At 74.2% G+C, this 12,842-nt stretch carries 9 protein-coding genes; 6 read left to right on the top strand and 3 right to left on the bottom strand.

All coding sequences use genetic code 11. The features are described from left to right. Positions 1-97: 97 nt before the first annotated feature. Entirely contained in the window at positions 98-685 is a 588-nt protein-coding gene (locus tag BS72_RS25620) for a hypothetical protein (protein ID WP_037913947.1), read from the bottom strand. On the opposite strand from BS72_RS25620, the gene BS72_RS25625 reads away from it, so the two are divergent. From BS72_RS25625 to BS72_RS25640, 4 genes are all read left to right on the top strand, one after another. Further along, on the top strand, positions 666-1,730 hold the full coding sequence (locus BS72_RS25625) for a hypothetical protein (RefSeq protein WP_037913949.1): 1,065 nt from the start codon (positions 666-668) through the stop codon (positions 1,728-1,730). The genes BS72_RS25620 and BS72_RS25625 overlap by 20 nt on opposite strands. A gap of 394 nt (positions 1,731-2,124) precedes the next feature. Next, on the top strand, positions 2,125-2,604 hold the full coding sequence (locus BS72_RS25630; protein WP_037913951.1) for a hypothetical protein: 480 nt from the start codon (positions 2,125-2,127) through the stop codon (positions 2,602-2,604). Positions 2,605-3,215: 611 nt separating this feature from the next. Beyond that, positions 3,216-3,731: a DUF485 domain-containing protein gene (locus tag BS72_RS40040; protein ID WP_407639061.1), complete on the top strand. Its 516-nt coding sequence runs from the start codon at positions 3,216-3,218 to the stop codon at positions 3,729-3,731. Between the two features lie 86 nt (positions 3,732-3,817). Continuing rightward, positions 3,818-5,479, top strand: a complete 1,662-nt coding sequence (locus BS72_RS25640; RefSeq protein ID WP_051952028.1) for a solute symporter family protein — start codon at positions 3,818-3,820, stop codon at positions 5,477-5,479. A 295-nt stretch (positions 5,480-5,774) separates the two neighbouring features. Here the strand turns inward: BS72_RS25640 and BS72_RS25645 are convergent, their stop codons facing one another. Together BS72_RS25645 and BS72_RS25650 are read right to left on the bottom strand one after the other, a co-directional pair. Beyond that, positions 5,775-6,761, bottom strand: coding sequence for a sucrase ferredoxin (locus tag BS72_RS25645; RefSeq protein ID WP_051951688.1), 987 nt, complete (start codon positions 6,759-6,761; stop codon positions 5,775-5,777). Positions 6,762-7,058: 297 nt separating this feature from the next. After that, on the bottom strand, positions 7,059-9,506 hold the full coding sequence (locus BS72_RS25650; RefSeq protein ID WP_037913954.1) for a DNA gyrase/topoisomerase IV subunit A: 2,448 nt from the start codon (positions 9,504-9,506) through the stop codon (positions 7,059-7,061). Positions 9,507-9,961: 455 nt separating this feature from the next. Between BS72_RS25650 and BS72_RS25655 the strand changes: the two genes are divergently transcribed. Both BS72_RS25655 and BS72_RS25660 read left to right on the top strand, forming a co-directional pair. Beyond that, a complete protein-coding gene (locus BS72_RS25655) occupies positions 9,962-11,377 on the top strand; it encodes a M16 family metallopeptidase (protein WP_037913956.1) in 1,416 nt (471 codons plus the stop codon). Then, positions 11,374-12,756 (top strand): M16 family metallopeptidase, encoded by a 1,383-nt coding sequence (locus tag BS72_RS25660; protein ID WP_037913957.1) that lies wholly within the window; start codon positions 11,374-11,376, stop codon positions 12,754-12,756. The genes BS72_RS25655 and BS72_RS25660 overlap by 4 nt, the downstream gene beginning before the upstream one ends. Positions 12,757-12,842: the final 86 nt, after the last annotated feature.

Below are 12,842 nucleotides of genomic sequence, written 5' to 3' on the forward strand. Positions count from 1 at the left end.
GTCCCACCCACCACCGCGGATCTCCAGGTTGAGCAGCGATCATGATGGAGAAGGAGAGCATGGAACCCGAACAGTCCGGCCGGGGCGCGGGTGACCGTCAGCCCTTGAGCACCGGAGCCGAGTCGGCCGCCGTCCAGAAGCCCGAGAGCTCCGCCGCCGGGAAGCCGTCGCAGGAAGCCGCCCGGAAGCAGCCCGCGAAGGACGACCCGACCGCGAACGCCGTACGGGCGGAGGCCGGGTCGGCGAAGGCTGAGCCCGCGAACGCGAACGTCGAGGCCGTGGTGGCGTCCGTCATATCCGGCGGGGTGATCGGCGCGGACTCCGGCGCGGAGCCGGCGTCGTCGGCGGCGTCCATCGCCGCGACCGCGAAGGCGTCCGCAGGCGAGCCCCCCGCGCCCGCGGCGCCGTCGAGCGGTTCCGCCGCCATGACCAGCACGACCAGCACCGGGGCCGCCGGTGCCGGTGCCGCGAGTGCCGCGGCCTCCGGGGCGGCCGGCGCCGCCGCGCGGCCCGCCCGGGCCCAGGCCGCGGACGGCAAGCGCCGCGTGGGCCGGCGTGGTGCGGCCGGCGCCGCCGCGGCGCCGGAGAGCGGGTCCGTGTCCTCGGCGTCCTCGGCGTCGTCGCGTTCCTCGGCGTCTTCTGTGTCCTCCGCGGCCGAGCCGGCGGTGACCGCCGCGGAGGACACCGGCGGCGCCGGAGCCGACGGCCCCCGGCAGCCGCGGATCACCAAGCCGATGCTTGCCGGCGCCGCCGTCCTGGGCTGCCTGCTGCTCGCCTCGCCCTTCCTCATCAGCGCCGTCCTCGGACACCACCACGGCCACACCGGCGCCGCGCCGGCCCCGGCCGGGTACAACAACGCCGACGGCGGCTCCGGTTTCGTCCCCGGCGCCGACCCGTCGACGGGCGGTACCGCAGGCACCGACGGCGGCACCGGGGGCAGCCTCGGCAAGGGTGGTGCCCACGGCACCACGTCCAACGCGACCCACGGCGGAACAGCCCACGGCGGAACGGCCGGCGGCGGTGGCAGCACGAGCGCCGCGACCAGCTCGGCGTCCGCCCCCGGCGGCAGCAGCGGCACCAGCACTGCCACCAGCAGCGGCGGTGGTACCGCGGGCAGCACCACCAGCAGCGGCCCGGGGGCCACCTCGGCGCAGGCGGCGGGCTCCTCCGTGCAGAGGTCCCTCGCGACCGTCGCGCCGACGACCGCCGCACCCGTGACCTTCTCGGCGGTGGCCGGCCCGTACTGTCCCAAGGCAACCGACTACACGTGGAGCTGGATCGGGCACTACACCGATGACCAGGAGGGGTGGACGACCCACCCCGGCGGCTACACCGGGTCAGGCTGCACCGGCAAGTTCACGTCGATGCCGATGTCCGGTGACGGCAAGGACGACGAGAACAGCTTCCTCTACTCCTTCATCACCGGCTCCGTCCACACCGGGACGTGCTCCGTGAAGGTGTGGATACCCAAGGACTCCAACGTGGCGCACGTGGGCGGCCACCCCACGCTCTACACCGTCCACAGCGCCGTCAAGGGCGGTGGGACCCAGCTCGGCGCGGTCTCGGTGAGCCAGGTCTCGCACGAGGCGCAGTGGGTCAGCCTGGGCAGCTTCGCCGACACCCAGGGCCAGCTCTCGGTGCGGGTCCACACCAGGGGCGACGACAACGCGTCCGGCTACAAGAACGCGCACCACGCCCTGGACGCCCTCAGTGTGAGCTGCACGACCTGACACCGCGGCGCCCCCGGGCAGGGCGCGGAAGGCCCCGGCCCGCTCGGGTCGGGTCGGGTCGGGTCGGGTCGCACGGCCGGGCCCCGGCCCGCCGAGTTGCCCGGTCGGCGCTCCACACGGTGTGCTGAGCCCCTCGTCCGGGGCGCGGTCGGGGCTCGTTCGGGGCTGGGGCGACTGGGCGGGGGCTTCGTCAGACAGGTTGACGGGTTGACGGGTTGACGGGTTGACGAGCGGACGGTGCGGCTGGGTACGGCCGCCGGGATCGGTGGCGACGGTTTCTCCACCCAGGGGTGGAGGCGCGACTTCCACCCCTGGCTTGATCCGCTGAACGGCGGCTCTGCGTAGTTTCGACGGTGCAGCCAGTCGTCGAATCCACGTTTCCGAGGAGCCCGTCATGTCCGGTCCGGTGAACGCCCTGGTGATCCTCGCGGTCATCGGCCTGGTGGTCGCCCGCCAGCTCAGGCCGACCGCTGTCGGGGGGCGGCGCTGGTGGCTGATACCGGCCGTGCTCGCGGTGTTCGCGCTGCGCGACAGCGGCGGCATCATCGACCGGAACCACCAGCACGCTGCCGTGGCGCTGTTCGCGGCAGAGCTGGTCGTCGCCGCCGTCACCGGTGTGCTGTGGGCCCTCACCACCCGGGTGTGGCGGGAGGCGGACGGCAGCGCGATGGCGCAGGGCACGAAGGCGACAGCCGTCGTGTGGGTGCTGGGCATAGCGGTCCGGGTCGGCCTGTACGCGATCGGCTCCGCGGCAGGCGTGCACCAGGGTTCGGGCACGGTGATGCTCGCCGTCGCCGCGGCTCTCCTGATACGCGGAGGCACGCTGCTCCGGCGTACCCGCGAAGTGGAGCCGTCGTACCGTACGGCTCCGTGACCGCCTGGACGTCGTGGACGTCCTGGCGACTCCCGTGAGGCCCTGCCCCGCGACCGCCGGCGGACCCGGCAGACCGAGAGTAGCGCCCTGCCCGACGGGTTGACGGTACCGGAGGCGGAGGCGCCCGCTCCGGTTCCGGAGGGTCCGTCGAACGCGGAGACCGCCGGGCGCCCGCACGTGGGCGTGACCACGGTGGAGACGCCCATCGGCAACGTGTCCGCCAAGACCGGAGCCCGTGACCGGGCCCAAAGGCCGTGGGATACGCCTTCCGACACGGGATCACCTGATGAGGTGAAGGATTTCTACTTTTGACCCAAGATCTTCCCGCTCTGTCCATGATTGGGCGCGGGCCGATCGGCCCGCGGACCAAGGAGAGTTCGGTGGACGAGCAGGACGGAGCAGACCCCGGGACCCTGGGCCTGGATGATCCGTGGCGGGGGAACCCCGCGGCGGAGCACTGGGCATCAGAGGTGCCGCGGGCGCGCACGGCCGAGGAGACGGGCGGCGGCTTTGGCGGCGGCGTCGGCGACCTGGGCGGCCAGGTACGGCGGGTTGCCGGCGGGGAGCCCGGTGACGTCCGGGGCATGGGTGGCGGCAGAGGCGGCGCGGTCGTGGGCGCGGACGACGACACCCTCGTAGGAGGCATCGGCGCCACGCAGGCCGGCCGGTCCGGGGCGGAAGCGTGGACCTCCGGCTTCGACGACGCCGACGAGGCGGAGGAGTGGGCCGAGGAGGACGTCGCCTCAGCGGAGCGGGCCGACGCGCCCGAGGAGGACGACGGGACCGCTGCCCGGAACCGCCGTGAGGCGCTCTACCTGGAGGTGCAGCAGAGCCCGGCCTTCGCCGAGGTGCGGGACCGCTACCGGAAGTTCGTCTTCCCCGTGGCGGTCGGCTTCGTCGCCTGGTACCTGCTCTACGTGGTCGCCGCCACCACCGCGCCCGGGTTCATGTCGCGGCCGGTGGCCGGCCAGATGAACGTGGCGTTGGTGGCGGGGCTGGCCCAGTTCGCCACCACCTTCCTGCTCACCTGGGCGTATTCGCGGCACGCACGGGTGCGGCGGGATCAGGCGGCGCTGGATCTGCGCTGGACGTTGGCCACGAGGGCGGAGCAGGAGCGGGTGCGGTGACCCAGCACGCAACGCGGGCGGTCCGATCCGCCGCATACCTGGCGGACTCCTCGGGCGACCACCAGGGGCTCTCCCTGGTGCTGTTCATGCTCTTCGTGACGGTCACCCTGGTGATCACCGCGTGGGCCGGGCGGCGGCGCAGCTCATCGGTGGAGTTCTTCGCCGGCGGCCGGCTGTTCACCCCGGTGGAGAACGGGCTGGCCATCGCGGGTGACTACATGTCGGCGGCCTCGTTCCTGGGGATCTCGGGACTGATCGCCCTCTTCGGCTATGACGGGCTGCTGTACTCGGTCGGCTTCTTCGTCGCCTGGCTCGTGGTGCTCATGCTGGTAGCCGAACTGGTGCGCAACTGCGGCCGCTACACCCTGGCCGACGTGCTGTCGGCGCGGATGCGGCACCGCCCGGTGCGGTTCGCCGCGGGCGTCGCGTCGGTGACGGTTTCCGTGCTGTACCTGGTGGCGCAGATGGTGGGCGCGGGCAGCCTCGTCGGGCTGCTGCTCGGCGGCTCGGGTGCCGCGCAGACCTGGACGGTGATCGGCGTCGGAGCGCTGATGGTCGTCTACGTGTCCTTCGGCGGCATGCGGGCCACCACCTGGATCCAGATCGTCAAGACCATCCTGCTGATGGGCGGCACGATCGCCCTGACCGTGATGGTGCTGGTGCGCTTCCACGGCAACATCGACGGACTGCTGCGCTCCGCCACCATCGGCAGCGGGCAGGGCAGTGCCTTCCTCGGGCCCGGCCTGCGGTACGGCGGCAGCGGCACCTCCCGGATGGACTTCATCAGCCTGGGCCTGGCCCTGGTGCTGGGCACGGCCGGCCTGCCGCACATCCTGTCGCGCTTCTACACCGTGCCGACGGCCCGTTCCGCCCGGCGGTCGGTGGTGTGGGCGATCGGCCTGATCGGCGTCTTCTACCTGATGACGATCGTGCTGGGCTTCGGCTCGGCCGCGGTGGTCGGTTCCGACGCGGTGCGCTCGTCCAACGAGGCGGGCAACACGGCGGTGCCGCTGCTGGCCGAGGCGCTGGGCGGCGGTTCGGGGACCACCGGAGGCGCGGTGCTGTTCGCCGTGGTGGGCGCGGTCGCGTTCGCCACGATCCTCGCCGTGGTCGCGGGCATCACCCTCGCCTCGTCGGCCTCGGTCGCGCACGACCTGTACGCGACCCTGCGCCGGCCCGACCGCGGCAGGGCCCGGCGCGGAGCCGGACGCTCGGCCAGGGTCCCCCGCCCCCGCTCCCCGCGCGCCGACAGCACCGGCACCCCCGCCGAGGCGGACGCGGAGGAGGCCCAGGGGGAGATGGTCGAGAACGAGGTGCGGGTGGCACGGCTGGCCGCCGTCGGGATCGGAGCCGTGTCCATCACGCTCAGCCTGTTCGCGCAGGACCAGAACGTGGCGTTCCTGGTGGGCCTGGCGTTCGCGGTGGCGGCCTCGGCGAACCTGCCGGTGCTGCTCTACTCGCTCTTCTGGCGGCGCTTCACCTCCCGGGGCGCCCTCTGGTCGATCTACGGCGGGTTGGTGCCGGCGCTGCTCCTGGTCGTCCTTTCCCCCGTCGTCTCGGGCCATCCGGACTCCCTCTTCCCGGGCGTCGACTTCCACGTGTTCCCGCTGGAGAACCCGGGGCTGGTGTCGATCCCGACGGGCTTCATCGCCGGCTGGCTGGGCACCGTCCTCTCCCGCGAACCCGCCGACGAGGGCGCCTACGCGGAGACGGAGGTGCGATCGCTGACCGGTGCCGGCGCGGCCTGACCCCGCGCCGCCCGGCCACGGTGGCCAGGGCTGCGCTCAGTGCCTCGACCGGTCGGGCCCTCAAGGGTGCCCGGCCGGTTCCCGCACGAGCGCGCCACCTGCCGGCCCGCCCTCCGCGGGCGGGCCGGCGGGCTGGCCACGGGCCGGCCGGACATCCCGGCCCGAAGGGTGCGGGCCCCGGCCTGCCCGGGGAGGGCGGTGCGCCACGGGACGCCCCGCACTCCCGGGCAGGCACGGCCGGCTGAGCCGGTCGCGGGGGTCCGTTCGGCTCTCCCCGCCCCTCCCCCCGGCGGGTTCAACCGGCGAGGGTCGGGTCCCGCCGGCCGGAAGTGCCGGGCGGCGCGGCGTCGGCGAGGGCGATGACGTCCATCCGGGTGGGCGTGCCGAGACGGGCGCCGCAGCTCTCCGGGCGCGGCGGCTCGCAGGGCACCTCCGCCACCAGTGCCCGCCAGGCCCGCCCGTCGGCGTGGACGACTCGCACCGACCAGGTCCGCGGATCCGGCCCGCCGTTCGCTGCGGCGTTCCCGTCGACCGCGGGCGCCGGTTCGGGCGGTTCGACGGACAGTGCTCCGGCCAGGCGCTCCCCGATCAGGTTCCGCACCGCCAGTTCGGCGGCCTGCCCGGCCCGGGGCCAGGTCGAGCGTCCCCGGCAGTTGCCGTCCTCGACCAGGCCGGCCGCCGCGGCGTCCAGTACGTCCTCGGCGAGCGCGGGGTCGAGCCGGCCGTAGGCGTACCCGTGCGGCAGGACCAGCATGGTGGGAGCGAAACGGTGGCCGCCCAAGTGGGTGGTCTCCCAGACCTCGTGGCCGGCGGAAGCGGCCAGGGCCTCCGCGAGGGGACGCCCCGCCACGGCGCAGCAGCGGTCGCGGGTGCCGTTGGTGCACACCAGGGCGATCGGCGGACCCTCGTACGCCGAGCCGAAGCCGAGGTGGTCGCCCGCGCCCAGGGCGGCGAGGTCGAGCGCGGCCAGCCCGGCCGGGTCCTCGACCTCCGCGGTCCGCACCCACGGGTCGTCAGGCGCCGTATGGGCGACGATCACCCGGCGCATGGCGGGCTGACCGGTGTCCGCGTGCCGCCCCGGGCGCCGGATCAGGCCGAGCCGCACCCCCGTGCCCTTCGCGGCGTCCTCAAGGGCGCGGCCCAGCACGGGGTCGAGACGGCTGGAGGTGAGCGCCTTCGCGCCCCACGGCCCCGGCTGCTCGACCAGCAGCCAGGTCCGCGCGACAGCGGCGGTGGCCGCCACGGCCTCACCCAACTCGGCAGAGGCCGCGGCACATGTCATCGTCTCCGGGCGCGCAGTCACCCGAAGATCGTAGGGCCTGCCGCCAGGACACACCCCCGGCCGCCTCCCCGCCCCCGGCTCCCCGCCCCGGGCCGGCCCCGCGCTGCCGGGCGGCACCGCTTCGGGAGCCCGGGCCGACCGGAGCCCGCAACGGGCTCCGGCCGACCCGAGGACAGCGTCGGCGGAACGGGCCGGCGGAAGCACGTCGGAGCATCGCCCCCGCCGCGTCGGGTCGGACGCGGCGGGCCGTGGACGCGCCGGGTCGGGGACGCGCCGGGCCGTGGACGCGCCGGTTCGTCAGAGGAGCGGCTCCGCGACCACCGCGATCTGCTTCGCGAGCGGCACGCCGGAGCCGTCCCGGCGCGGGTCCTTCGGCGGCAGGTCGGCAGGCTGTCCGGCCTCGGTGGCCGCGCGGGCCGGGGTCCGGCCCGCCCAGGCCAGCACCAGCCCGTCCTCCCCGCGCAGGAAGCGCTGGCAGCGCACCCCACCGGTGGCCCGGCCCTTCCGCGGGAACTGGTCGAACGGGGTCAGCTTGGCGGTGCCCTCGACACCGCCGTCGAGGGTGCCCTCGGCGCGGGCGATGGTCAGGACCACCGCGTCCGCCGCCGGGTCGACCGCGGAGAACGAGATCACCCGCGCCCCGTCCGCGAGCTTGATGCCCGCCATGCCGCCCGCCGGCCGGCCCTGCGGCCGTACCTGGGAGGCGGGGTAGCGCAGCAGTTGCGCGTCGTCGGTGATGAAGACCAGGTCCTCCTCGCCGGTGCGCAGCTCGACCGCGCCGACGATCTCGTCGCCCTCCTTGAGGGCGATGACCCCCAAGTCGTCCTTGTTCGGCGGGTAGTCGGGCACCACCCGCTTGACCACGCCCTGGACGGTGCCCAGTGCCAGGCCGGGGGAGGAGTCGCCGAGCGTGGTCAGGCACAGCGCCCGCTCGCCCTCGTGCAGCGACACGAACTCCGCCAGCGGCACCCCGCCCGACAGCGAGAACGGCCCCGGACCGGTCGGCAGCTCCGGCAGGTCGATGACGCTCATCCGCAGCAGCCTCCCCTCGGAGGTGACCACCCCCAGATCCGCCCGGGCCGTGGTGGCCACCGAGGAGACGACGGCGTCGTGCCTGACCCGCTTGCCCGCGTCCGCGCCGGAGAGCTCCGCGGTGGTGCGGCCCAGCAGCCCGGTGGAGGACAGCAGCACCCGGCACGGGTCGTCGGCCACCTCCAGCGGAACCGCGGCCACCGGGGTCTCGCCGGCCTCCAGCAGCACCGTGCGGCGGTCGGTGCCGTACCGCTTGGCCACCGCGGCCAGCTCCGACGAGACCAGCTTGCGCAGCTCCGGGTCGGAGTCCAGCACCCGGGTCAGCTCGGCGATCTCCTCGTTGAGGCGGTCCCGTTCGGCCTCCAGCTCGATCCGGTCGAACCGGGTGAGCCGGCGCAGCGGCGTGTCCAGGATGTACTGCGTCTGGACGTCGCTCAGCCCGAAGCGCTCCATCAGCCGCTCCTTGGCCTGCGCCGCGTTCTCGCTGGAGCGGATGATCGAGATGACCTCGTCGATGTCGACCAGCGCCACCAGCAGGCCGTCCACCAGGTGGAGCCGGTCCTGGCGCTTGCCGCGGCGGTACTCGCTGCGCCGCCGCACCACCGAGATGCGGTGGTCGACGTAGACCTCCAGCAGCTCCTTCAGGCCCAGCGTGAGCGGCTGGCCGTCCACCAGGGCCACGTTGTTGATGCCGAAGGAGTCCTCCATCGGCGTGAGCTTGTACAGCTGCTCCAGCACGGCCTCGGGGTTGAAGCCGTTCTTCACCTCGATGACCAGCCGCAGTCCGTGCTCGCGGTCGGTGAGGTCCTTGACGTCGGCGATGCCCTGGAGCTTCTTCGCGCCGACCAGGTCCTTGATCTTGGAGATGACCTTCTCCGGCCCCACGGTGAAGGGCAGTTCGGTCACCACCAGGCCCTTGCGGCGGGGGGTGACGTCCTCCACCGACACCGTGGCGCGGATCTTGAAGGTGCCGCGGCCGTTCTCGTAGGCGTCGCGGATGCCGGACAGTCCGATGATGTGGCCGCCGGTGGGCAGGTCGGGCCCGGGCACGTACCGCATCAGGGTGTCGAGATCGGCGTTCGGGTACCGGATCAGGTGCCGGGCGGCGGCGATCACCTCGCCGAGGTTGTGCGGCGGCATGTTCGTCGCCATGCCGACCGCGATCCCGGAGGCGCCGTTGACCAGGAGGTTCGGGTAGGCCGCCGGCAGGACGACGGGCTCCTGCTCCTGCCCGTCGTAGTTGGGCGCGAAGTCGACGGTCTCCTCGTCGATCGACTCGACCAGCAGCTGGGCGGCGCCGGACATCCGCGCTTCGGTGTAGCGCATGGCGGCCGGCATGTCGTCCAGCGAGCCGAAGTTGCCGTGCCCGTCCACCAGCGGCAGCCGCTGCGAGAAGGGCTGCGCCATGCGCACCAGCGCGTCGTAGATCGACGCGTCGCCGTGCGGGTGCAGCTTGCCCATCACCTCGCCGACCACGCGGGCGCACTTGACGAAGCCGCGCTCGGGCCGCAGGCCCATCTCGTTCATCTGGTACACGATCCGGCGGTGCACCGGCTTCATGCCGTCCCGCGCGTCCGGCAGGGCGCGCGAGTAGATCACCGAGTAGGCGTACTGGAGGTAGGAGCCCTGCATCTCGTCGACGACGTCGATGTCGAGGATGCGCTCCTCGAAATCGTCGTCCGGCGGCGGGTTCTTCGCGGTACGGCGGGCCATCGCGGGCGGCGCTCCTTCGTCTGGACCTGTCTGGGGCTCGCGGACCATTGTGGACCGCGCAGCCGACAGCTCGGACCGCGACCCGGTCGCGGGCGCCGTCCGATCCCGGCCGGAACCCCTGTTCGCCCCTCCGACAGGCGGCCCGCCGGGCGGTCCGCCCCCGGAACGCGCGGGGTTGGACCGACCGCCGGCGGCGGGCCGGTGCTCGGTCCGGCCGGGACCAGCCGGGACAAGCCGGGTCCGGGTTCCGGTCCGGGTTCCGGTCCGCATTCCGGTCCGGTTGCCGGTCCGGCCGTCGATCCGGTCCCCGAACCGGCCGCCGGTGCGGCCGTTCATCCGGTCGTCGGTCCCGGCGGGTGATCCGGCGGGGAACTTCGCACCGGGCGTGAACGCTTCCCTAGAGTGGCAGCAACTCGGCGCAGCCGCGCGCACGCGATCGGAAGGACAGCTTGCCCATGGGTCACCCCGCCACGCCGGAGGCGCACTCCAGCGGCCTGACAGCCACCGAGCACCGACTGGCGAACGGTTTGCGGGTGGTCCTCTCCGAGGACCACCTCACCCCGGTCGCGGCGGTGTGCCTGTGGTACGACGTCGGCTCCCGCCACGAGGTCGAGGGCCGCACCGGCCTCGCCCACCTCTTCGAGCACCTGATGTTCCAGGGCTCGGCGAGCGTCTCGGGCAACGGCCACTTCGAACTGGTCCAGGCCGCCGGCGGCTCGCTCAACGGCACCACCAGCTTCGAGCGCACCAACTACTTCGAGACGATGCCCGCCCACCAGCTGGAACTGGCCCTGTGGCTGGAGGCCGACCGCATGGGCAGCCTGCTGACGGCGCTGGACGAGCAGAGCCTGGAGAACCAGCGGGACGTCGTGAAGAACGAGCGCCGCCAGCGGTACGACAACGTGCCCTACGGCACCGCCTTCGAACGGCTGACGGCGCTGGCCAACCCGGCCGGCCACCCCTACCACCACACCCCGATCGGCTCCATGGCCGACCTCGACGCGGCCTCCCTGGAGGACGCCCGCGCCTTCTTCCGGACCTACTACGCGCCCGGCAACGCGGTCCTGTCCGTCGTCGGGGACATCGACCCGGAGCAGACCCTCGCCTGGGTCGAGAAGTACTTCGGCTCCATCCCCGCGCACCAGGGCAAGCCGCAGCCGCGCGACGGCTCGCTGCCCGACCTGATCGGCGAGGGGGTGCGCGAGGTGGTCCTGGAGGACGTGCCCTCCCGCGCCCTGATGTCCGCCTACCGGCTGCCGCACGACGGCACCCGCGAGGCCGACGCGGCCGACCTGGCGCTGACCGTGCTCGGCGGCGGCGAGTCCTCCCGGCTCCACAACCGCCTGGTGCGCCGCGACCGTACGGCCGTCACCGCCGGGTTCGGGCTGCTGCGGCTGGCCGGCGCGCCCTCGCTGGCGTGGCTCGACGTCAAGCTCTCCTCCGGCGTGGAGCTCTCCGAGGTGGAGACCGCGGTCGACGAGGAGCTGGCCCGGTTCGCCGCCGAGGGCCCCACGCCCGAGGAGATGGAGCGCGCCCAGGCCCAGCTGGAGCGGGAGTGGCTGGACCGGCTGACCACGGTCAGCGGCCGGGCCGACGAACTGTGCCGGTACGCCGTGCTCTTCGGCGACCCGCAGCTCGCGCTGACCGCGGTCGGCCGGGTGCTTGAGGTGACCCGCGAGGAGGTCCAGGCGGTGGCGCGGGAGCGGCTGCGCCCCGACAACCGCGCCACGCTGGTCTACGAGCCCACCGGCGGCTCCGGCAACGGCGCCGACGAGGCCGACGAGGAGGCCGGCATCGCGGCCGAGGCCGGCGGGCAAGCTGACGGAGAGGCCGGTACGCCGGCCGCGCAGGGAGAGGGTGCCGAGGCATGAGCGACACCGCCACGATGACGTTCCACCCGCAGCCGCAGGCCGGCGAGCCGAAGCCGTGGGCCTTCCCCGCGCCGACCCGCTCCACGATGGCCAACGGCCTGACGCTGCTGGTCTGCGACCGCCCCGGCCAGCAGGTCGTGGCCGTCGAGGTGCTGCTGGCCGCCCCGCTGGCCGCCGAGCCCGAGGGCCTGGACGGCGTCGCCACCATCATGGCGCGCGGCCTGTCGGAGGGCACCGACACGCTGACCGCCGAGGAGTTCGCCGCCGAACTGGAGCGCTGCGGGGCCACCCTGGACGCGCACGCCGACCACCCCGGCGTCCGCGTCTCCCTGGAGGTGCCCGCCTCCCGGCTGGACAAGGCCCTCGGCCTGCTCGCCGACGCGCTGCGCGTCCCCGCGTTCCCCGAGGACGAGGTCAAGCGGCTGGTCGCGAACCGGCTCGACGAGATCCCGCACGAGCTGGCCAACCCCGGCCGGCGCGCCGCCATGGCGCTGTCCAAGGAGCTGTTCCCGGCCGAGGCCCGGCACTCCCGGCCGAGGCTCGGCACCGAGGAGACCGTCCGGCGGATCGACGCCGACGCGGTGCGCGCCTTCTACGCCGCGCACGTCCGGCCCGCGACGGCCACGGTGGCGGTGGTCGGCGACCTCGACGGCGTCGACCTGCCGGCGCTGCTCGACGCCACCCTCGGCACCTGGACCGGCAGCAGCGCCGAGCCGCCGGCCCGTACGGCCATCACCTCGGACGACGCCGCCCGCGTCGTCGTCGTGGACCGCCCCGGCTCCGTCCAGACCCAGGTGCTCATCGGCCGCACCGGGCCGGACCGGCACAACGGGCTGTGGGCCGCGCAGGTGCTGGGGACCTACTGCCTGGGCGGCACCCTCACCTCCCGGCTGGACCGGGTGCTGCGGGAGGAGAAGGGCTACACCTACGGGGTGCGGGCCTTCGGCCAGGTGCTGCTCTCCTCCGCGGACGGCTCCGGCGCCGCGCTGCTGGGGATCAGCGGCTCGGTGGCCACCGACGTGACCGGCCCGGCCCTCGCCGACACCTGGCGGGTGATCCGGGAGCTGGCCGAGGGCGGCCTGACCGACGCCGAGCGCGACGTCGCCGTGCAGAACCTCGTCGGCGTGGCGCCGCTGCGCTACGAGACCGCGGCCGCCGTGGCCGACACCCTGATGGACCAGGTGGAGCAGCAGCTGCCGGACGACTACCAGGCGGCGCTGTACGCGCGGCTGGTCGAGACCGGCACGGTGGAGGCGACGGCCGCGGTCGTCAGCGCCTTCCCGCTGGACCGGCTCGTGGTGGTCCTGGTCGGCGACGCGTCGGTGATCGCCGAGCCGGTCAAGGAACTGGGGATCGGACCGGTGCGGGTCGTCAGCTGACCGCACGGGCACAGTGGGGGCGCCCTCGGGGTCCTCGACGCGGGAAGGGGTCGGCCGGGTGCGCACGCACCCGGCCGACCCCTTCG

The organism is Actinacidiphila yeochonensis CN732 (genome assembly GCF_000745345.1).
Lineage (GTDB): Bacteria > Actinomycetota > Actinomycetes > Streptomycetales > Streptomycetaceae > Actinacidiphila > Actinacidiphila yeochonensis.

Coding starts and splice junctions, on each gene's coding strand:
- BS72_RS25630 (WP_037913951.1), top strand. CDS start 2,125: ATGTCCGGTCCGGTGAACGCCCTGGTGATCCTCGCGGTCATCGGCCTG.
- BS72_RS25640 (WP_051952028.1), top strand. CDS start 3,818: ATGCTCTTCGTGACGGTCACCCTGGTGATCACCGCGTGGGCCGGGCGG.
- BS72_RS25645 (WP_051951688.1), bottom strand. CDS start 6,761: ATGACATGTGCCGCGGCCTCTGCCGAGTTGGGTGAGGCCGTGGCGGCC.
- BS72_RS25650 (WP_037913954.1), bottom strand. CDS start 9,506: ATGGCCCGCCGTACCGCGAAGAACCCGCCGCCGGACGACGATTTCGAG.
- BS72_RS25655 (WP_037913956.1), top strand. CDS start 9,962: ATGGGTCACCCCGCCACGCCGGAGGCGCACTCCAGCGGCCTGACAGCC.
- BS72_RS25660 (WP_037913957.1), top strand. CDS start 11,374: ATGAGCGACACCGCCACGATGACGTTCCACCCGCAGCCGCAGGCCGGC.